Origin of the sequence: Streptomyces sp. NPDC015032 (assembly GCF_043080425.1) — a bacterium.
GTDB lineage: Bacteria > Actinomycetota > Actinomycetes > Streptomycetales > Streptomycetaceae > Streptomyces.
This window is the reverse complement of record NZ_JBIBVN010000010.1, coordinates 85,846-107,158: the sequence shown is the minus strand read 5'-3', so window position 1 is coordinate 107,158 and position 21,313 is coordinate 85,846. Positions and strand designations below refer to the sequence as shown.

The 21,313-nt window shown below is 70.9% G+C and carries 12 protein-coding genes, 1 tRNA gene and 4 pseudogenes; 10 read left to right on the top strand and 7 right to left on the bottom strand.

All coding sequences use genetic code 11. The features are described from left to right. The first annotated feature begins 14 nt into the window (after positions 1–14). The 3 genes from ACF08M_RS16990 (at position 15) to ACF08M_RS16980 (ending at position 3,206) form a co-directional block, all read left to right on the top strand. Positions 15–1,220 (top strand): DNA polymerase III subunit delta', encoded by a 1,206-nt coding sequence (locus tag ACF08M_RS16990; RefSeq protein WP_392186036.1) that lies wholly within the window; start codon positions 15–17, stop codon positions 1,218–1,220. Positions 1,221–1,464: 244 nt separating this feature from the next. Continuing rightward, complete coding sequence (locus ACF08M_RS16985; protein ID WP_392186035.1) at positions 1,465–2,991, top strand: alpha/beta hydrolase; 1,527 nt, start codon at positions 1,465–1,467, stop codon at positions 2,989–2,991. Positions 2,992–3,132: 141 nt separating this feature from the next. Continuing rightward, a tRNA-Thr gene (locus tag ACF08M_RS16980) sits at positions 3,133–3,206 on the top strand. 53 nt (positions 3,207–3,259) lie between these two features. On the opposite strand, the pseudogene ACF08M_RS16975 reads toward ACF08M_RS16980, so the two are convergent. Further along, positions 3,260–3,515 (bottom strand): annotated as a pseudogene (locus ACF08M_RS16975) (transposase family protein); the annotation flags it as partial. A 56-nt stretch (positions 3,516–3,571) separates the two neighbouring features. Here ACF08M_RS16975 and ACF08M_RS16970 point away from each other — a divergent pair. The 5 genes and pseudogenes from ACF08M_RS16970 (at position 3,572) to ACF08M_RS16950 (ending at position 8,836) form a co-directional block, all read left to right on the top strand. After that, on the top strand, positions 3,572–4,411 hold the full coding sequence (locus ACF08M_RS16970) for an RNA methyltransferase (RefSeq protein WP_392186149.1): 840 nt from the start codon (positions 3,572–3,574) through the stop codon (positions 4,409–4,411). 491 nt (positions 4,412–4,902) lie between these two features. Beyond that, positions 4,903–6,057 carry a glutathione-independent formaldehyde dehydrogenase gene (locus tag ACF08M_RS16965; RefSeq protein ID WP_392186034.1) on the top strand — a complete coding sequence of 385 codons (1,155 nt, stop codon included), beginning with the start codon at positions 4,903–4,905 and terminating at the stop codon, positions 6,055–6,057. A gap of 142 nt (positions 6,058–6,199) precedes the next feature. After that, on the top strand, positions 6,200–6,568 hold the full coding sequence (locus ACF08M_RS16960) for a S1 RNA-binding domain-containing protein (RefSeq protein ID WP_392186033.1): 369 nt from the start codon (positions 6,200–6,202) through the stop codon (positions 6,566–6,568). 453 nt (positions 6,569–7,021) lie between these two features. Next, positions 7,022–8,411 (top strand): annotated as a pseudogene (locus ACF08M_RS16955) (alpha-lytic protease prodomain-containing protein). Between the two features lie 194 nt (positions 8,412–8,605). Further along, on the top strand, positions 8,606–8,836 hold the full coding sequence (locus tag ACF08M_RS16950) for a hypothetical protein (protein ID WP_392186032.1): 231 nt from the start codon (positions 8,606–8,608) through the stop codon (positions 8,834–8,836). A 21-nt stretch (positions 8,837–8,857) separates the two neighbouring features. On the opposite strand, the gene ACF08M_RS16945 is transcribed toward ACF08M_RS16950, so the two are convergent. The 6 genes and pseudogenes from ACF08M_RS16945 to ACF08M_RS16920 all read right to left on the bottom strand — a co-directional run bounded on the left by ACF08M_RS16945 (position 8,858) and on the right by ACF08M_RS16920 (position 17,379). Then, positions 8,858–10,552, bottom strand: coding sequence for a bifunctional 3'-5' exonuclease/DNA polymerase (locus tag ACF08M_RS16945; protein WP_392186031.1), 1,695 nt, complete (start codon positions 10,550–10,552; stop codon positions 8,858–8,860). A gap of 376 nt (positions 10,553–10,928) precedes the next feature. Next, positions 10,929–11,987 carry a type III polyketide synthase gene (locus ACF08M_RS16940; protein WP_392186030.1) on the bottom strand — a complete coding sequence of 353 codons (1,059 nt, stop codon included), beginning with the start codon at positions 11,985–11,987 and terminating at the stop codon, positions 10,929–10,931. Between the two features lie 424 nt (positions 11,988–12,411). After that, entirely contained in the window at positions 12,412–13,617 is a 1,206-nt protein-coding gene (locus tag ACF08M_RS16935) for a cytochrome P450 (RefSeq protein ID WP_392186029.1), read from the bottom strand. 300 nt (positions 13,618–13,917) lie between these two features. Then, positions 13,918–14,463, bottom strand: a complete 546-nt coding sequence (locus ACF08M_RS16930) for a DUF1259 domain-containing protein (protein WP_392186028.1) — start codon at positions 14,461–14,463, stop codon at positions 13,918–13,920. Continuing rightward, positions 14,439–16,581 (bottom strand): annotated as a pseudogene (locus ACF08M_RS16925) (ABC transporter permease). The gene ACF08M_RS16930 and the pseudogene ACF08M_RS16925 overlap by 25 nt, the downstream one beginning before the upstream one ends. Then, a pseudogene (locus tag ACF08M_RS16920) lies at positions 16,575–17,379 on the bottom strand (ABC transporter ATP-binding protein). The pseudogenes ACF08M_RS16925 and ACF08M_RS16920 overlap by 7 nt, the downstream one beginning before the upstream one ends. 244 nt (positions 17,380–17,623) lie before the next feature. Between ACF08M_RS16920 and ACF08M_RS16915 the strand changes: the two are divergent. Further along, positions 17,624–18,841 carry a DUF2786 domain-containing protein gene (locus ACF08M_RS16915; RefSeq protein WP_392186027.1) on the top strand — a complete coding sequence of 406 codons (1,218 nt, stop codon included), beginning with the start codon at positions 17,624–17,626 and terminating at the stop codon, positions 18,839–18,841. 170 nt (positions 18,842–19,011) lie between these two features. Beyond that, entirely contained in the window at positions 19,012–21,309 is a 2,298-nt protein-coding gene (locus ACF08M_RS16910; RefSeq protein WP_392186026.1) for an FUSC family protein, read from the top strand. The last annotated feature ends 4 nt before the right edge of the window (positions 21,310–21,313 follow it).

The window sequence follows — 21,313 nt, the reverse complement described above, 5'->3', positions numbered from 1 at the left end:
AAGGGCGGTGACCCGTGACCGTATGGGACGACCTCGTCGGCCAGGACCGAGTGCAGGAGCAGCTCGGTGCGGCCGCGCGGGACGCCGATGTGCTGGTCACCGCCCACTCCGCGGGGGAGCCGGTTCCTCCGGGTTCGAAGATGACCCATGCCTGGCTGTTCACCGGACCGCCGGGCTCCGGCCGTTCCACCGCCGCCCGCGCCTTCGCCGCCGCACTCCAGTGCACCAGCCCGGATCGTGCCCTGGGCGGCGCACCGGGCTGCGGCTTCTGCGACGGCTGTCACACCAGCCTCATCGGTACCCACGCCGACGTCGAGGTGGTCCGTACGGACCTCCTCTCCATCGGTGTGAAGGAGACCCGCGAGCTGGTCCGCCGCGCCCAGCTCTCCCCGGCCGTCGGCCGCTGGCAGGTCATCGTCCTAGAGGACGCCGACCGGCTCACCGAAGGTGCGGGGAACGTCCTGCTGAAGGCCGTCGAGGAGCCCGCGCCGCGCACGGTGTGGCTGCTCTGCGCGCCCTCCCTCGAAGACGTGCTGCCCACCATCCGCTCCCGCTGTCGCCACCTCACCCTGCGTACGCCCCCGGTCGACGCGGTGGCCGATGTCCTGATCCGGCGCGACGGCATCGATCCGGAGCGCGCCGCGTCCGCCGCCCGCGCCACCCAGGGCCACATCGGCAGGGCCCGCCGCCTCGCCACCGACGAGCGGGCCCGTTCGCGTCGCGCCGCCGTGCTCAAGCTCCCGCTGCGTGTCGAGGACATCGGGGGCTGTCTCAAGGCCGCCCAGGAGCTGATCGACACCGCCACCGATGATGCAAAGCAGGTCTCGGAGGAGGTCGACGCCAAGGAGACGGAAGAGATGAAGGCGGCGCTCGGTGCCGCCGCCGGGGGGCGGATGCCGCGCGGCACGGCGGGGGTGATGAAGGAGCTGGAGGACAGACAGAAGCGCCGCAAGACCCGTACCCAGCGCGACAGCCTCGATCTCGCACTCACCGACCTGACCGGCTTCTACCGCGACGTACTGGCGATCCAGCTGGGCTCGCGGATCGCCATCGCCAACGCGGACGCACAGGACGCCCTCGACCGCATCGCCCGCTCCTCCACGCCCGAGCGCACCCTGCGCCGGATAGAGGCGGTGACCGCCTGCCGCCGGGCGCTGGACCGCAATGTGGCGCCGCTGCTCGCGGTGGAGGCGATGACGATGGCGCTGCGCGCGGGCTGACACCAGCCATCGACGCGCGCGGCCTCACCAGCCATCGTCTCCGCACATCGAGAGCGTCGGTCACCGGTCACCGCACATTGAGAGCGTCGGTCACCGGTCACCGCACATTGAGAGCGTCGGTCACCGGTCACCGGACATCGAGCCATCGGTCACCACGCATCACCGTTTGTCATCGTCCGTCGCCGCTTTCACCCGTACGAGCGGGAAAACGGGTGGGCCGTCACGCGGCGGCTACGCTCCGGGGATGGACACCAGGCGCCCGCTCCGCATCCTTGCCACCGTGCTCGGCACGGCCGGCCTTCTCGTCTCCGGCTGCAGCAGTGGCGGTTCCACGAGCACCTCGCCGTCCGCCGCACCCGTCCCCGCGGCGCTCAAGCCGTACTACGCGCAGCGGCTGGACTGGCGGGACTGCGGCGTCGAGGGATTCCAGTGCGCGACAATGAAGGCGCCCAGGGACTACGGAAAGCCCGACGGCGGCGACATGAAGCTGGCCGTCTCCCGCGCGAAGGCCACCGGGCCCGGCGAACGAATCGGCTCCCTCCTGGTGAATCCGGGCGGCCCCGGCGCTTCGGCCATCGGCTACCTCCAGAGCTACGCGGCCGTCGGCTACCCCGCCCAGGTCCGGGCCCGCTACGACATGGTCGCCATCGACCCGCGCGGCGTGGCCCGCAGCGAGCCCGTCGAGTGCCTCACCAGTCCGCAGATGGACGCCTACACGCAGGTCGACCAGACACCGGACGACGCCGGAGAGGTCGCCAGGCTGAGTGGCGCCTACAAGGAGTTCGCCAGCGGCTGCGAGCAGCACTCCGGCGAGATCCTGCCGCATGTCTCGACCGTGGAGACGGCACGCGACATGGACATGCTGCGAGCCCTGCTCGGCGACGAGAAACTGCACTACGTCGGGGCGTCGTACGGCACCTACCTCGGTGCGACGTACGCCGATCTCTTCCCCGCCAGGGTCGGCCGCCTGGTCCTGGACGGCGCGATGGATCCGTCGCTCCCCGCCGTCGAAGTGAACCGTGACCAGACCGCGGGCTTCGAGACCGCGTTCCAGTCCTTCGCCGCCGACTGTGTGAAGAAGGCGGGCTGCCCGCTCGGCACCACCTCCACCACCGACGCGGCCGCCCGCCTGAAGCAGCTCTTCGCCCACCTCGACGCCAGGCCGATCCCCACCGGCGACTCCCGGAAGCTCACGGAATCCCTCGCCACCACGGGAGTCATCGCCGCCATGTACGACGAGTCGTCCTGGCCCCAGCTCCGCGTCGCCCTCGCCGGTGCCGAGAAGGGCGACGGCTCCGGCCTGCTCTCGCTGGCGGACAGCTACTACGAACGCGAGCCGAACGGCACGTACGCGAATCTGATGTACGCCAACGCCGCCGTGAACTGCCTGGACCTGCCGCCCGCCTTCGCCGATGCCGATGCCGCCGCCCAGGCGCTTCCCGCTTTCGAGAAGGCGTCCCCGGTCTTCGGCAGGACCTTCACCTGGGCCGCCCTGAACTGCGCCCACTGGCCGGTCCGGCCCACCGGCACTCCCCACCGCATCGAGGCGAAGGGCGCGGACCCGATCGTCGTGGTCGGCACCACCCGCGACCCGGCCACCCCGTACAAGTGGGCCGAGTCCCTGGCCGGCCAGCTCTCCTCCGGCACCCTCCTCACCTACCGGGGCGACGGCCACACGGCCTACGGCCGCGGCAGCGACTGCATCGACACGGCGATCAACACCTACCTCCTGGACGGCACCCCGCCGAGCGACGGCAAGCAGTGTTCCTGATCCCGCCCGGACGGCCAGTGTTCTCCTGCTGACCTGCTGCTGACCTGCGAAGACGGTCCGGATCCGGGCTGGTGCGGAGCACCCCCGGAAACTGTGTAGACTTGGCGACGCTGCTGATCGCACCATGGTGCGACAGGGCGTGCCGCCTTAGCTCAGTTGGCCAGAGCAACGCACTCGTAATGCGTAGGTCTCGGGTTCGAATCCCGAAGGCGGCTCAGTCAAAGCCCAGGTCACACCTTGTGTGACCTGGGCTTTTTTGCTCCGTGCTTTGATGCGCCTTGTCCGCCCAGCACTTGAGGCCGGCCTCGGCGAGCGCGTCGTTTGATGCCGTGCTCGCGTGGCGCCGTCAGATCGTGCGCCGCGCCCGGCAGCGCGGGCGATGCGCACCGCAGTCGTCCGAACGGGTCGGTCAGGACCTGGACGTTCATTCCGTGGGTCCGCTTCTTCCCCGAGTAGTGCGGCCGGCCGGCGGCGATCCGGTCGATCGGCAGCACGGTTCCGTTCAGGATCACGAACGCCTTTGTCCGTACCTGGAACGGGAGTTAGGCTTTTGAGAATGCCAAGATCACGTGGAGAGCGGATGCCGGCGGCTCAGCGGATCACCTCACGCAACGCTCGCTTCCAGCAGTGGCAGGCATTGCTCGGCAACCGCAACAAGCGCACGCGCGCCGGTGAGTTCCTGGTCCTGGGAGTCCGTCCGATCTCGCTCGCGGTGGAGCAGGGCTGGCCCGTACGCACGCTCCTCTACGACGGAGAGCGGGAGCTGTCGAAGTGGGCGCGGGAGCTCCTTCGTACGGTGCGAACGGAGCAGATCGTGATGGCCCGGGACTTACTGATGGAGCTGGGCGAGAAGAGCGAGGCCCCGCCCGAGGTCGTCGCCGTCGTGGAGATGCCCGCCGATGACCTCGGCCGGATCATGGTCCCGGAAGACTTCCTGGGCTTACTGTTCGACCGGCCGACCAGTCCGGGGAACATCGGCAGCATCATTCGCTCGGCGGATGCTCTGGGCGCCCATGGTCTGATCGTGGCGGGGCACGCCGCCGACGTCTACGACCCGAAATCAGTCCGATCGAGCACCGGCTCGCTGTTCTCCCTGCCCGCCGTCCGGGTGCCGTCACCGGGCGAGGTGATGGACTGGGTGGACGCTCGCCGGGCCGACGGAACACCGATCGTCCTGGTCGGTACGGACGAGCATGGCGACTGCGACGTGTTCGATTTTGACTTCACCCAGCCGACACTGCTGCTGATCGGCAATGAGACAGCCGGACTCAGCAACACCTGGCGTACGTTGTGCGACTACACGGTCAGCATCCCGATGACCGGCTCCGCGAGCTCACTGAACGCGGCGAATGCCGCGACCGCGATCCTCTGCGAAGCCGTTCGGCAGCGGATCAGCGGAAGAACCGCAACAGCTCCCTGAACAACCCGGGACAGATGTACCTGGCCCGCATACCGGGCGGCACCGGCGGCTGAACGGCGATGTCGACGCCGTCGCCATTTCGCCACCGACGCCCGTGCTACAGGGGTTCCGGTTCTGCGGCGCGGGCCCTCGTCCGTGATCCTCAGTGGACCATGGCGGCGCGTTCGTCCTGACCGGCGCGGTGGATCCGGCCCCTCCCCGCCGCGTTCCGGCGGGGAGGTTCTGCGTTTGACACGCCACGCCCCGGTGGGAGGGTTGAAGAGGCGTGGAGTGCCGCCCCAAGTGCAGTCGAAAGCCCGTGTGCGGTGAGGCCGTATGCAATCGACGAACCCCGGTGCAGTCAAGGGCCCCGCGTGTAGTCATTGAATCTTCCAGTCATTGAATCTTCTTTATGCGCATTCCGAAGCGAGGGAGTTTCCGGAGCGAGGCCCGTAGGGGCCTGGGCGAGGCCGGAACGAGGAATCCGGAATGGGGAATGTGGAGGCGATCCCATGAAGGCGCTGGTGTATGACGGGCCGCGTTCGGTGAGCGTCAGGGATGTGCCGGATGCGAGGATCGAGCGGCCGACGGACGTGCTGGTCAAGGTCACCTCGGCGAACATCTGCGGGTCGGATCTGCACATGTACGAGGGGCGCACCGACATGGAGCCGGGGCGCGTTCTGGGGCACGAGAGCATGGGTGAGGTGATCGAGATCGGTGACGGCGTGGACCGGGTGAGGGTGGGGGACCTGGTCTGTCTGCCGTTCAACATCAGCTGCGGGTTCTGCCGCAACTGCGACAACGGGCTGACGGCGTTCTGTCTGACCACACCGACGGACCCGAGGATGGCCGGTGCCGCGTACGGCTTCGCGGGAATGGGCCCGTACAACGGAGGGCAGGCCGAGTACCTGCGGGTTCCGTACGGCGATTTCAACTGCCTGGTGCTGCCGGAGGAAGCGTGGGAGAAGCAGACCGATTACGTGATGCTGTCCGATGTCTTCCCGACCGGCTGGCACTGCACCGAGCTCGCGGGGGTGCGACCGGGTGAGACCGTCGCCATTTACGGTGCCGGGCCGGTCGGCCTGATGGCCGCCCTGTCGGCGAACCTCAAGAGTGCCGCCAAGGTGATGGTCGTCGACCGTCATCCGGACCGGCTGCGGCTGGCCGAGGAGATCGGTGCCATCCCCATCGACGACTCCCAGGGCTCGCCGATCGACCAGATCAACGACCACACCAACGGTCTGGGCGTGGACTGCGGGTGTGAGTGCGTGGGTTACCAGGCACACGACGCCCAGGGGCACGAGCAGCCGAACCTGACACTGAACAACCTGGTGCAGTCGGTGAAGTTCACCGGCACCATCGGCGTGGTCGGCGTCTTCGTACCGCAGGACCCCGGCAGCCCGGACCAGCTCTACAAGGACGAAGGAGAGATCGCTTTCGACTACGGCATGTACTGGTTCAAGGGCCAGTCGATGGGCACCGGCCAGACCAACGTCAAGGCCTACAACCGCCAGCTGTGCAACCTGATCCAGCTGGGCAAGGCCAAGCCGTCCTGGATCGTCTCGCACGAACTCCCGCTCGCGGAAGCGCCGCAGGGATACGAGCACTTCGACAACCGCGACGACGGCTGGACCGAGGTCGTTCTGCACCCCAACGGCACGGCCTGAGCGGCCTGAGCGGCCTGAACTCCCCGCCCGGGGTGTCCGGCCCGTTCGCCCGTTGACGCATTTCAGTTGCTGGGCCCGGTACGAGCTGAAGCTCGTACCGGGCCCTACTTGTCCCAGCCGGTGTTCGTGCAACGATGCGTGAGTGGTGACCGAGGCGGAGTGGGAGCGAATTCAAGGTGAGCTGCGGTTCGGTCAGGTCGTCACGGGCACAGTCGTCCGGGTGCCCAGGCCCGGAACGATCGGCATCTTCGTGGACATCGGCCTCGGTGTCGAAGGGTTTGTCGATGTCGTGCTTCTGCCTCGCGAGCGAATCGCGGACTGGCCTGTCGAAGGGACGGTGACCGACTTCGAGGTCTGGTGGGTGCACAGCGGTCACCAGCAGATACGGCTGAAGCCGTGTGATCCGCAGTACCTGTGCGAGGACTTCGCCGATTTCGTTGCCCGATACAGGCCCGCTTGGCCATCCGAAATCGGCGAAGCCGTAAGGGCTCCGAGGCCATCAGCTCCGTAGGAACCACGCTTCCGTGCTTCTGAGCGCCACGGCCGGTACCACCCGGGACGCAGTTCCGCCGGTGCCGCCCAGGGTCCGCACTGGGCAGACGGAGTCGCGCGCGAAGACTGGATACGGTCCGTGGCCACGACGCGAGACGCCTCGCCCCTGGCAGCTCCCATGCCAGGGGCGAGGCGTTGCCGTATACCAGGTAGCCGTGGGCGAACGAGGTAGCACATGACCGACCACTCATGGGTGGCGTCCATGCCGTCGCGGTGCCGGCGCAGTGCCCACTGCTCGTCGAGCGCGTGCACATCGGCGGACCGTCCGGCCCCCAGCAGCCCACCTGCTCGCATGGACTGAACTCATGGGCGCGGCCCCATAACGCGAAGTGAGGGGGAGAACGGGATCTCCTGACGGTGACGTGTACGCGGCTACCTTGGCGGCAATTCCCCCGAAGTCAAGGAGAGTTCCGTGGAGAGATCCACCCTCCGCAGACGTGCCCTGGCCGCGAGTACCGCCACCGTGGCCGTCGGCATCCTCGCGTTGGCCGGCCTGACCGGCAGCGCGTCCGCCGATCCCGCTCCTCGCCACCCCCACCGCCGCAGGCGCCGATCAGCTCTCGCCCGGTCTGCTGGAGGCCATGCGCCGCGATCTCGGACTGACCACGGTCGAGGCGCGCGACCGGATCGGCCACGAGTCCCGGGCGGCAGCCGTCGCCGCCGGGCTGAAGCGCTCCCTCGGCGCGGACTTCGCCGGAGCCCGGGTGAGCGGCGACGACGCCGCCCTGACTGTTGCCACCACCGATGCCGCGGACGCCGCCCGGATCGGCCGGGCCGGTGCCCGGGCCGTCGTCGTCACCCGCAGCCTGGCCGAACTCGACGCCGCCAAGGCCGCGTTGGACCGGGTGGCGCTGCGCAAGGTCCCCAAGGGCATACCCGCCTGGTACGTCGATGTGGCCACCAACCGCGTGATCGTGCAGGCCGCCCACGCCTCGGCGGCCGATGCCTTCCTCGCTGCGGCGGATGTGCCGAGCGAGTAAGTGACGGTGCGTCAATCTAGTGAGGAACCACGTACGTTCACGGATCTGAGGGGTGGCGACGCGTACTACATGAACGGTTCGGGGCGCTGCTCCATCGGCTTCCCCGTGAAGCGCGGCAGCAGCCAGTCCGGTTTCGTCAGCGCCGGTCACTGCGGAACGCCCGGGGTCAGCACCAGCGGCTACAACCAGCAGGCGCTGGGCTCCTTCCAGGGCTCCACCTTCCCCGGCCGTGACTACTCCTGGGTCGCGACGAACACCGGCTGGACACCGCGTGCGCTGGTGAACGGGTACGGCAACGGCGATGTGACGGTCACCGGGTCCACCGAGGCGCTGGAGGGGTCGTCGGTCTGCCGCTCCGGTTCGACGACCGGCTGGCACTGCGGCACGGTCCAGCAGCGCAACACCAGCGTCACCTACCAGGAGGGCATCGTCTCCGGGGTCACCCGCACCAATGTGTGCGCCGAACCGGGCGACTCCGGCGGTTCCTTCATCTCCGGCAGCCAGGCGCAGGGCGTCACCTCCGGCGGCTCCGGCAACTGCTCCCAGGGCGGTACGACGTACTTTCAGCCGGTGAACCCGGTGCTCCAGGCGTACGGGCTCACCCTGGTCACCAACGGCACCCCGACCGACCCGCCCACCGACCCGACGGACCCGCCGACCGACCCGGACGGCAGCTGGGCGGTCGGGACGACGTACGCGGCGGGCGATGTCGTGACGTACGGCTTGGCCAGTTACCGCTGCCTTCAGGGGCACCTGGCGCAGCCCGGCTGGACGCCGCCGAACGTCCCCGCGCTGTGGGAAGCGGGCCCTTCCTCGCCGTGACGCCGTGACGCCGTGACGCAATGGGGCCGTGGGGCTGTGGGGCTGTGGGGCCGTGAGTCCATGAGTCCGGGGCGCCGGGACGCGAACGGCCCGCGGTTCGGGGGGCGGTTGCCGGGCAGCGGAGTAGCCTGGATGTGTACGGCTCCCGGTGAGCCGGTTCTGTCGGCCTGCGCATCGAAGGGGGCCGGTACCGCATGGACACCCTGGTCACTGTCGTGGTCGTCCTCGGGATGATCGCGGTCGCAGCGTTCGTCATTCATCTGCTCAATGCCCGCCACCGACATCAGCATCTGCGTCCGGCGCACTACGACCACGGGCTGGCCGGGTTCGGGGAAGAACCGGCACAGGGACATCCTTCGCGGTCCGCTCCGGGGCCCGACGAGGGTGACCGACGCACCGGCGGAGGATCCGGCTCCGGAGGGTGACCAGGGCGTGGCGGGGGTGGACTACTTCGCGTCCGAGTAGCGCTCCACCACCGCCGTCGTGAACGGAAAAAGTACCGGTGTCTCACCGAAGGCGGTCCGTCCGGCCAGGTCGGCGGCCGCCCGGATCGCCTCCGTCACCGCCTCGGCCTCCTCCCGTGGGCAGTGCACGATCACCTCGTCGTGCTGGAAGAAGACCAGTTCGGCCCGGAGGCCGGCGGAGGCGATTGTCCGGCGGAGGGCGGCCAGGAGCAGCAGAGCCCAGTCCGCGGCGCTGCCCTGCACCACGAAGTTGCGGGTGAAGCGGCCCCGTGCCCGGGCGTCCGTCGATGCGTAACCAGGCGTGAACTCACTGTCGGCGGCGGACTGTTCGGTGCTCTCCTGCGGGATGCCGGCCTCGTCGTCGTCGCGGCTCCCGGCGGCGGGCGGACTGGTCCGCCCCAGCCATGTCCGTACGAGACGTCCCTCCTCGCCGGCCTTCGCCGCCTCGTCGACATAGGCCACGGCCAGAGGAAATCTCCGACGCAGGGCGGCCAGGTTCTTCAGGCCGTCGCCCGAGGTCTGGCCGTAGACCGCGCCCAGCAGCGCGAGCTTGGCGTGCTCCCGGTCGCCCTGGAAGGCCCGGTCCGACAGGGCCGTGTAGAGGTCGCCGTCGTGGCCCGCCACCTCCATCAGGCCGCGGTCTCGGGAGATCGCGGCCAGGACCCTGGGCTCCATCTGGTCGGCGTCCGCGACGACGAGGCACCAGCCCTCGTCGGCGACGACCGCCCGCCGTATCACCTTGGGGATCTGCAGGGCCCCTCCGCCGTTGGTCGTCCAGCGGCCGCTGACCGTGCCGCCGGGCTGGTACTCGGGGCGGAAGCGGCCGTCGCGCACCCAGTCCTGGAGCCAGCTCCAGCCGTGTGCCGTCCAGATCCGGTACAGCTTCTTGTACTGGACGAGGGGCTCCACCGCCGGATGGTCCAGCTCCTCCAGTTCCCAGCGCCGGGTGGACCTCACCTTGATGCCGGCCTGTGCGAACGCCTTCACCACGTCGGCCGGGAGGTCGGGGCGGACCCGTCTGCCGAAGGCGGCCGACACCTGGTCGGTCAGCTCGGCCAGCCTGCGGGGCTCGCCGCCGCCCGCGTAGCGCTCGCCGAGCAGTTCCTGGAGCACTTCCCGGTGCACATCCGCGCGCCAGGGAAGGCCGGACCGGTTCATCTCGGCGGCGACCAGCATGCCCGCCGATTCGGCGGCCGTCAGCAAGCGCATCCGCCCGGGGTGTGCGGTGGTGTCGTGGCGGCGGAGCTGTTCGGCGTACACCTGGAGCAGGTCGTCGAAGAGCAGGTCCGTGCCCTTCGACGGCTCGAAGAGGGAGGACTGCGAGCCGGGCTCGGCGGAACGGGGCGGGGGGTCGGGCGGCACGGGAGCGTTGCGCAGGCGGGCGTGGGCCGCGGCCGCGGAGCGGGGTTCGCTGAGACGGCCCTCGTGGGCGAGGAGAAGGGATTCGGCGACCTCGATGTCGTAACAACGGGCCACGGGGACGCCGGCGGCCAGCAGACGCGGGTAGATCTCCGCGGTGGACCGCCAGACCCAGCGGGTGACGTCCGGGCGGGAGCGGACAGCCTCCACGAGGTCGGGCTCGGTCAGGACCGGGGCGGTGGGCAGACCGGTGGGGCCCAGCGGGGCGAGAAGGGCACCGCCGGTCTCTGTGGTGGCCAGAGCCCAACGTTCGGTCATGCCGTCGAGTCTGGCATCCGCCACTGACAGGAGGCGGGACGGAAACGGAAGGGGCGGGTCACGGGAGGGGAGGCGGGACGGAAACGGGAGGGGAGGCGGGACGGATGGGGTGGGATGGGCGGAGGCGGGACGGATGGGGTGGGAAGGGCGGAGGCGGGATGGATGGGGCGGGGCGGGAAGGGCGGAGGGCGCGGGTCATGGGAAGGGGCGGGCGGCGGTGCGAGGGCGGGCCGCGGTGCAGGGCTTGACCTCTCCGAGCCCGCCCTTCCCGCCCGCGCCTTCTTTCCCGCCCCGCCCGCCCCACCCCCTCCCGTGACCGGGAAGCTGCCTCCGGGTGCCCAGTCCTCGCGCGCCGGACGGGCTGGAGGCCGGAGTGTCAGGACTCGGAGTTTGTCGTCCAGGTGCCGAGGGAGATCTCGGCGGTGATCCCGGGACCGAAGCCGGCCATCAGGCCGCGGTGACCATCCAGGGCCGATGCCTCGTCGAACATCCGGCCAAGGGCGTCGAGCACCACCGCACTGGCGATGTTGCCGTACTCGGTGAGCGTGGCCCGACTGAAGCGGAACGCTTCGGGCGGTACGTCGAGGAAGCGGCTCAGGTCGTCCAGGATGCGCGGGCCGCCCGCGTGGATGATGTAGAAGTCCAGCTTGCTGGCGTTCCACTGGTAATCCTCCGCGACGGCGTTCAGGGCCGGGGCGAGGGGTTCCATGGTTCCGGGTACCCGCTTGTCGAGCTGGAAGTGGAACCCGGTGGAGCGGACCGCGTAGGAGATCCAGTCCTCGGTGTCCGGGATGATGAACGAGCCGTTGCGCTCCAGGCGGACCCCCGTGCCGCCACGGCCCCGGAGCACGACGGCGGCTATGCCGTCGCCGAACAGGCCGTTGGACAGCAGGGATCCGACACCCAGGTCGGTGGGCTGGTAGCAGAGCGAGCAGAATTCGCAGGCGACGATCAGCACATTGGCGTCGGGGTATGCCGTGCAGTAGTCGTGGGCCCGGTTGACTGCTGCACCGCCCGCCGCGCAGCCGAGTTGGGCGATGGGCAGCTGCCGCGTCTCCGGCCGGAAGCCCATGTTGCCGATGAGCCACGCGGTCGGCGGCGGCATCATGAAGCCGGTGCAGGAGACGTAGATGATCAAGTCGATCTGCTGCGGCTCCAGTTCGGCCTCGTCGAGCGCCCGGCGTACCACCGCCGGCACCCGGGCCTTGGTGTGCTCCTCGTACGTGATGCTGCGGGCGTCGAAGCCCGGATGTTGCAGCACCTTGTCGATCGGTTGGATCAGGTGCCGCTTCTGCACCCCGGTGTGTTCGATCAAGCGAAGGACCAGGTCGATCTGCGGATGGTCGCCGTGCAACCGTTGAGCCAGCTCAAGGGTTTCCTCGTTGGTGATGACGTACTCGGGAACCTCGATTGCCGGCTTGCAGAGAACCGCCATGGAACTCCTCCTAGCGGACTTGGTCCACACGGCCGGGCCCGGAAGACAGGTAAGGGGTGTTCGTCGATGCGGGAGTGGCCACCACGGCTCGGTACGCGCGGCGTCGCGCGTATCCGGGGTCCGGTGGATTCCTGCGCCGGGTTCGATACCCCTGGAACGGGCGCGGACGGGCCGACCGTCGAAGACTGAGTTCTAGCCGTTCGTGGGCGGATGCTGATCCGCCACGGCTGGGTGGCCGTCGGGATCACGTTACGGCAGACGAATCAGGGCCGCATGTCGAGCCGACGCGACGGCGCGACGACGCACGAACAGAGCGCCCTGCCGCCCCGGGATGGTTCCGGGCCGCCGGGCGCCCTGTCGCGACGCATCATCGATGACTGTCATGGTCCGCACGGTCTGTCGCGCAGACGCACGTCGCCCCCTGTCACCAGGTGACGGGCAGTTCGAGGGGATAGCGCCAGATCGACGTCTTGTTCCAGCGTACGTTCTCGGCGGGCGTCGCCAGCTTCAGTGCGGGGAAGCGTTCCAGCAGGGTCCCGATGGCCACCTGGAGCTCCGTGGCGGCGAGCGGGGCGCCGAGACAGTGGTGGCCGCCCCAGCCGAAAGTCATGTGCGACGGGCCCTCGCGCTCCAGGTCCAGCTCGTCGGGCCGGTCGAACTTCCGGCCGTCGCGATTGGCCGTCAGGTAGGAGACGTGCACGATGTCCCCCGCCCGGATCATCACCCCGCTCAGTTCCACGTCCTCGGTGGCGACCCGGGGGATGCCGACGCCCTTGCGGAAGGGGATGAAGCGCAGCAGCTCCTCGATGGCCTGCGGGAGCATGTCCGGGCGTTCGCGGATCAGAGCGAGCTCGTCCGGCCTGGTGAGCAGCGTGTAGCAGATGTTGCCGATCTCGTACGTGGTGGTGTCCTGGCCGGTGATGAGCAGGACCATGGCCATCACGGTCAGTTCCTGGTCGTCGAGGATCTCGTCCCCGTCGCGCGCCGTGGCCAGTGCGCTGATCAGGTCGTCGCCCGGGTTCGCGCGCCGTTCGGCAGTCAACGTCTGGAAGTAGGCGCGGAGATCGGCCTTGGCCCGTACCGCGTTGTCCCGGTTCTCGACGGTGGTGTCCATCATGGTCCGGGCATGGACGCGCAGCTGCGCCTGGTCGGCCCCGGGAATATCGAGGACCTCGCAGATGGTGATCAGGGGCAGCGGGGCCGCCAGATGCTCGAAGAGGTCGGCGGGGGCACCGTGCTCCTCCATGCGGTCCAGCAAGTCGTTTACGACATGCTGGGTGCGCACCTTCATGCGCTCCATGTGACGAGGTGCGAAGCCCTTGGAGATCAGGCTGCGCAACCGGCTGCTGCCCGGCGGGTCCATCACGTTGATCGCTTCGTCCTGAACGATCGGCTCGGGGGTCATGCGCGGGAAGTTCCGGCCGATGATGGCGGTCCGGCTGAAGCGCCGGTCGGTGGTCACCGTGCGGACGTCGTCGTAGCCGGTGACGAGCCACGCATCACCGTCGCCGTGCGGCAGCCGGATGCGGGATACGGGTTCTTCGGTCATCAAGTGCCTGAGTACCGGGTCGAATTCGAGGGCTTCGGCATAGTCGAAGGGGCAGTGTCGTGCGCCGGTGGACGGTTCCATGCGGATCTCCAGAGGGGGATCTGACGGGCGGTTCGAGGAGGGTGCGGACCGGACGGGACATGGGTGCCCGGTCGCCCGCGCGGGCACGCGCCGCTCCGGGCCGATTGGTCCATATGCAGAATGGATTCGAGGGCCGGGGTCACTGGACCGGCGCAATCGGTACGGCGGCCCCGTGCGGCGCGTACGGTCCGTGTGACGGGTGTGATGGGTGCGGTGCGTGCGGTCCGTGTGACGGGTATGGCGGGTGCGGCGGGCAGGGAGGGCAGGGCGCGTTCCCGGGGTCGGCGGGGGCTGCCGGTCTCAGCCGGACGGTACGACGTTTGTGGTGTCCACCGCGGCGCGGACCGCGCGGGCGAGCTCGACGCCGTCGCCCACGGCCCAGATGTGGGTGAAGAACAGGCGAGGGCCCTCCGCCAGGTGGTGGTTGTGCAGCTCGACGAGTTCGATCCCGCCGCGCCGCAACGCCTTCAGTACGTTCTGGACCTCGCCGGCGAGCATGGCGCAGTCACCGCTGAGCGCGGCCCGGCCGCCCCCTTCGTGCCGAGCGCCGCGTCCATCCCGCTTTCGCGACGCCCTCCCAGTCCGCCAGGCGGGTAGGGCTGAATGGGCGAATCGTGTGGGCGAACCTGGTTCCGTACGGCGCAGCCTGCCTGGCTCCTCGTCCGCTGCCCGAAGCCGAAGCCGGAGTCGAAGCCGGAGTCGAACCCGATCCCGAACCCGAAGCCGGAGTCGGGGTCGAACCCGACGCCGAATCAGAAGCCGGGCCCGAGGCCGGTTCCGGCTCCGGCCCCGGCTCCGGTGTCGGCTCCGGAGCCAGTGGTTCAGTTCACCGGCGTCGAGCGGCACCGCACCGCCCTCGGCAGCAGTGCCGCCCCCACCGCGACCAGCGTGCCTACCCCCGCCGCGCCGCCCATCAGCGGCCACTGCACCGACACCGCCACCGGTGCGGACAGCGAGGCCAGCGCGACTCCGAGGCCCATCAGGTTCACCGCGGTCACGGCCAGTCCGAGCAACGCCCCGATGCCCACCGCGAACAGGGCTTCCCCGGCCACCACCGCGAGGACCCGCGGCCGGGTGGCCCCGGTCAGCCGGAGCGCGTTCAGCTCCGAGGACCGTACGGACCCCGCCATCAGCATCGTGTTGGCGAGAGCGATTGCCGTGTACACCAGCGCGATTCCCAGGATCACCACCAGACCGAGCCGGGTCTGCGGGCTCGTGCGCGGATGGGTCGCGGCCAGCCACTGCTCCGTCGGCCGCACCGTGCCGCCGGTGTCGTGCAACCGCGCGGTGACGGCGGCACGGTCCACGCCCGGCGAGAGGAGGACGTCGATCCGGTCCACCGGAGCCGTCGGCGCGTTCGCCCTGGTGACATAGGCCCCGTTGTTCCCCGTCCCGCGCGCCAGCACCGCCGCGATCTGCAACGCGACCGGTCGCCCGTCGCCGAGCCACACCCGTACCGTCGCGCCCACCGTGCGCTGTTCCCACTCCTCGTTCACCACGATCGAGCGGTCGTCCAGATCCCGGATGTCGCCCGCCACCACCGGCAGTCGCCCGACCCTCGCCAGGGCCTTCGCATCGTCCACGGCGCGGGCCTCGGACATGAGGAGCGCGGTGCCCTCCTCGCGTACGTAGACGGCCGTCGAGGCGGACGCGGACAGCGTCGCGCCGCGCACCGGCGGGACCCTCAACTCCTTGCCCGTCACGACCAGATCGGCCCGGGTGTGCGCGTGTACCTCGGCCGCCTTCGCCGCCGACACCGTCGTCGCGGAGCCGGCCACCGAACCCGCCAGCGCCACGGTGATCAGCACCGGAGCGGCCACCGCGGCCGTACGCCGCAGCGACGCCGACGCGTTCGCGGTCACCAGCATTCCGGTCGCCCCCGGCAGCCGGACCAGCGGGCGTACCAGCAGCGGCGCGAGCAGGGCGGCGGCCGTGATCAGGACCATCGGCTGGGTGGTGTACGTCTTCCGCTTCAGCAGCGCGGACGGGTCCGTGGCGAGGGACTTCGCCATCAGGAAGGCGGCCCCCGCGAGCAGGGCGAAGCCCAGCAGACGGCGGGCCGGCGGCAGCACACCCGTATCGACATCCGCCTCGCGCAGCGCTTCGGCGGGGCCGATCCTGCCGGCCCGCCGCGACGCCACCCAGACTCCCGCGAAGGCCACGGCGAGCCCGGTCCAGAAGGCGGCGTGGAGCGGCCAGACGGCCGGCCGGACGGTGAACCAGGGCGGTGCCATTCCCTCGTCGACCAGCAGCCCGGCCAGCAGCGGCGCACCCCGGCGGCCCAGCACGCACCCGGCGGCCGAGGCGAGGATGCCGACCACAGCGGCCTCGGTCAGCAGGAGCCGCCGCAATTGGCCCGGTGTGACGCCCGCCATGCGCAGCAGCCCGAATTCGCGCCGGCGCAGCGCCACCGCGAAGGCGAAGGCCGACGCCACGACGAAGACGGCGACGAAGGCGGTGATGCCACCCGCCGTGCCGAGCAGGGCGTTCACGGTGGCCAGCCCCTCGGTGTCCCGCTCCGTCGCCGGGTCGGCTCGGCGACGGTCGTCCCCGGTGAGGACCAGGGCGCGGTCGCCGACGACCCGGCGCACCTCGGCGACGGGTGCGTCCACACCCACGGCGTCCGGGCCGCCCCGCGCACCGTTCCTGTCGTCCCGCGTTCACCGGGCCGAGCGCCCGGAGGTCGCGCAGGAGTCTGATATCCACAGGGTGTGGATGCGCGAGCCTGCGGCTGACCTGGTCTGTGGACGGCCCGCGCCGCACTTCCACAGTCAGGGTGTCGTCGCCCATCACCACCACCGGCGATCCGGCGAACCGCTGCGGAGCCCGGTCCGGGGCGCCGAAGGTCGAGGCGAGGCCGAGCCCCATGACCGCGATCAGTCCCACGCCCAGCGTGAGCGCGACGAAGGTGCCGACGAGCGTGGTCCAGCGGGTGCGCAGGGAGGCCAGGGCAACGATCAGCACGACGCCACCCCCGTGCTGCCCGCGCTGCCCGTACCGCTGGCCCGGCACCCCGTGCGTCCCGCCGCCATCCAGGCTGCGATCCGCTCGGCCGAGAGCCCGGTCAGATCGTCCGCCACCCGCCCGTCGACCAGGAAGACCACCCGGTCCGCATGCGCCGCGGCCACCGGGTCGTGGGTGACCATCACGACCGTCTGCCCCTCCCGGTCCGCCAACTCCCGCAGCATCACCAGCACCTCCCGGCTCGTCGCGGTGTCCAGCGCGCCGGTCGGCTCGTCGCCGAAGAGCACCGCGGGCCGGGTGATCAGGGCGCGTGCCAGGGCCACCCGCTGCTGCTGACCGCCGGACATCTCGGCGGGCCGGTGCCCCGCCCGGACGGCCAGACCGACCCGGGCCAGGGACTCACGTATCTCGGTACGGGATGGGCGGCGGCCCGCGAGACGTAGCGGCAGGGCGACATTCTGGGCGGCGGTCAGTGAGGGGACCAGGTTGAACGCCTGGAAGACGAAGCCGATCCGGTCCCGGCGCAGCAGCGTCAGCCGACGTTCGCTCAGCCCGGTCAGCTCTGCCCCACCCACCTCGACGGTGCCGGACGTCGGCCGGTCGAGCCCGGCCGCGCAGTGCAGCAGCGTGGACTTGCCGGAACGAACCGGACGGACCCATCACGGCGGTGAAGGTGCCGGTGCGGACGGTGAGGTCGATGCCGCCGAGGGCGTCGATCTCGCCGTAGGCGCGGCGCACGGAGCGGAGCCGTACGGCGTCGGCGGCATTCGCGGACGCCACGGACGTCGCGGACGCCATGGGCGCCGCAGATATGGCAGGCGCGGCAGATACGGCAGGCGCGGCGGACGCGGCAGGCGCGACGGTCACGGCCGGCGTGGCGGACGCGGCGGGCCCGGTGGACGCGGCGGGTCCAGTGGATGCGTGCGGGGAAGTCATGTCCTCGATCGAACCGTTTCCGCGTCTCGCGATCACGCCCGCCGGGGCCCGTCCCCGGGGTGGGGCCAGCCCTACCCCGCCGCACCGTCCTGCCTACCCTGACCTCATGGAACCGGTGATCGACCAGGCATTCGCGGCAGCCCTCCACTCGGATGGAGACACCGGTCTCGACACCGGAGCCTCCCTCCTGGCCGCCGACCCGACGGCCGACGCGGAACTGGTCCGGCGCGGCGAGGAGTTCGTCCGCCGGGCCTGGGGCCGCGGCTGGCAGCCCGCCGATGTCGTACGGATCGTCCGCCGCGACCTCGACGAGACCGCGGCCGGCCTCGCCGCCGGGCTGATCGCCTCGGAGGCCGGGCGGTACGAGTCGTTGCCGCCCCGCTGGCGGTCGCAGCTCGACGCGCTCCCTGCCGCGCCGCCCCGGAACCGGCCGGACCGGTTCTCCTACGCCTCCGCCCTCCTCGGCCTGTACCGACTGCTGCTCCGGCTCCCCGCCATCGAAGCGGTCGGACCGCCCCCCGGCGCCTCCCCGCACGGGCTCCACCTGCCGCCCGCGCACGACGAGCCCCGGATGCTGACCCGGATCCGCGCCCTGCTAGCCAAGGCGGAGGCGACCGGCTTCCCCGAGGAGGCGGAAGCCCTCACCACCAAGGCGCAGGAGCTGATGGCCCGGCACTCCATCGACGAGGCCCTGCTCGCCGCCCGTACCCACAGCAAGGAGGCGCCGAGCGCGTGCCGGATCGGGGTCGATGCCCCGTACGAGACGGCGAAGGCGATCCTGCTCGACGCGGTCGCCTCCGCGAACCGCTGCCGCGCGGTGTGGAACAGCGACCTCGCCTTCTCCACGGTGGTCGGATTCGAGGCGGACCTGGAGGCCGTGGAGCTGCTGTACACCTCCCTGCTGGTCCAGGGCACGGCGGCGATGACGACGGCGGAGGCGGGCCAGCGGGCCGGCGGACGCAAGCGCACCAAGACGTTCCGGCAGTCCTTCCTGATGGCGTACGCCCAGCGCCTGGGCAGCCGGCTCGCCGCCGACACCGCCCGCGTCACCGCGGCCGCCGAAGCCGAGGCGGAATCCGCAGCCGGCACCGGAGCCGGGGCCGACGCGGCGGCGCCCCGTCTGCTGCCGGTCCTCGCCGCCCGCGACATGGCCGTCACGGACACCGCCGAGCGGATGTTCCCCGAGACCACGACCACGCGCGTCCGGGGCGCCACCGACCTCGACGGATGGACCCATGGAACGGCCGCCGCGGACCGGGCGAGGATGAGCGGGGCCGGACCGGAGATCCGCAGCGGGCGTGGAAACCGTCAGAACCCCGAATAGAACCCGGGACCAGCTCACGACAATCCCGGACGAGAATCACGGACCAGGCGGCCCCGGACGAGCACCACGGGCAGGCGGCCCCGGACGGGAATTCCGGAAGGAAGAACCCCGGAAACCTTCCCTATTTCAGCAAATCGGGCTTATCGGTAATTCCGGGCTAGGCTCTGGGCATGAGCTGGCTCCGGGCGCTGAAGGAGACGGCCCGCTCGGGGCTGACGATCGAGCGGCGGCGTCTCGAACCGCTCATCGCGATCCGCGGTGCGGCCGGGCTCGCCCTCGTCCTTGGGATCAGCCTCGCGCTCTTCGGGCCCGTAGTCGCCGCGAGCTCCGCGTTCGGCGCGTTCCAGGCGGCCATCGCCACGTTCCAGCGCAGTTGGCGCCCCCGGCCCGTCCTCGCCCTGGTCTCCGGGGCGAGTCTCGCCGTATCGACGTTCCTCGGCTATCTCACCGGCTCCCGCCTGCCGCTGTTCCTGGCCCTGCTGGCGCTCTGGACGTTCCTCGCGGGCCTGGCCTGGGCGGCCGGACCGACGGGCGGCATCATCGCGTCGTCCAACGTGGCGATCATGCTGGTGACGGTCACCCTGCCCACCTCCGTCGCGAACTCGGCCGTGCACGCGGCGATGATCCTGTTCGGCGGTGTGGTGCAGGCGGCGCTGATCGTGCTGTTCCCGGTACGGAGATGGGGCGCCCAGCGCGATGCCCTCGCCGATGCCCTGGCCGCGGAGGCCGACTACGCCCGGCGGCTGCGCCACGACCCGCTCGCCGCCTTCGACCCGGTGCCGCTGATGACGGCTCGCAACGCGGCCGCCGTCACCCCGCGTCAGGCTCGCCGCCGACCGCCCGAGCTGCGTGGCTCCCGCGGTGTCGCCGAGCGGATCAGGCCGGTGCTCGCCTCGCTCGCGGACCCGGCGATGGGCGTGCCGTCCGAAGGGCCGGAGCGGGACCGGGTGCGCGAACTGCTCGCCGCCGCGGGATCCGTGCTCGACTCGGCGGCCCGCGCGATCCGCAACGGCGACCCGGTGAAGCTCGCCCCGGCCACCGTCGCCGTGCTGAGGACCCCCGACACCGGCACCCTCCTCACCGGCCCGCCCCGCCGCGCCGCCGAACGGCTGAGTGTGCTGCTCTCCGATGTCATCGAGACGGCCGAGGGCGAGGGGACGAAGGAGGAACAGGCCGAGGCCGAGGCCGCCGCGGAGGCCATCAAGGGCGCCGGGGAGGGGACGCCCGTCGCCCCGCACCGCCGCCGGCCCACTCTCCTGCGCATGATCCCCGTCGTCGCCGGAGCCATGCGCGCCGAGCTGCGCCCCGCTTCACCGATCCTGCGCCACGCAGTCCGGGTCTCCGCCGTCGCCACCGTCGGCTATCTCATCGCCACCGCACTGCCCTTCGGCCACGGCTACTGGGCGCCCATGGCGGCGGTGATGGTGATGCGGCCGGAGTTCTCCCAGACGTACGGGCGTTCCGTGGCCCGCTTCGGTGGCACGATCGTCGGCGTCTCGCTCGCCACCGCGATCGTCCAGACCACCCACCCCGACGTGACCCTCTCCGCGATGCTCTCCGTGCTCTGTGCCCTGCTGATGTATCTGCTGATGCGCACGGGGTACGTGGTCGGCCAGGCGTGCGTATCCGCGTATGTCGTCTTCCTGCTCGGCATGGCGGGCGGCAACTGGTCGCAGACCGTACACGAACGAGTCGTCCTCACCCTCCTCGGCGGTCTCCTCGCGATGATCTCGTACGCCGCCTACCCGGCCTGGGAGACCCCGCGGCTTCGCGGCAGGCTCGGCGACTGGCTGAAGGCGGACGGGCGGTACGCGGCCTCGGTCGTCGACCAGTACGCCGATCCGGCCGAGCGCGGCCACGACGACGTCCGTACCGCCCTGCTCGAAACCCGTGAGGCCCGCGTCGCCTGGCAGAAGGCGCTGGCCACCGCCCAGCACGAACCGGTGCGCAACCGCGGTCTCTCCCGCGCCGCCGCCGACGACACCCAGCACGCCCTCGCCGAGTTCGGCCGGGTGGCGATGCTGCTGGAGGCCCACCTCCCGTGCGCCGCCGCCACCCCCGTACCGGCCGCCGCGCGCCTGGCCGAGGCGTTGCGCCGGGCCACCGAGCAGGGTGCGAAGGAGGTACGGGAGCGACGCGTGCCGGACTGGGCCGAGGCGCACGAGGCCCTGGCGCAGTGGGACGCGCGGCAGCGGACGGACGAAGGGGAGGCGGACCCGTTCGTACGGCACGGGGCCGGCCTCCTCCTCGAAGCCCTGGAGGAGTTCTCCCGGGGGCTGGACGGTACGCCGAAACCAAAGCCGAGCCCGAAACTGAGCCCGAAGCCGAAGCCCAAACAGGACCCCGACTCGAAGCAGGACCCGGACCCGAAGCAGGACCCGGACCCGAAGCCGGAACCAAAGCCGGGCCCCTACCCGGGGCAGAACCCGGACCCGGGCCCGAACCCGCCCCCGGAGCACGAGGATTGACGCG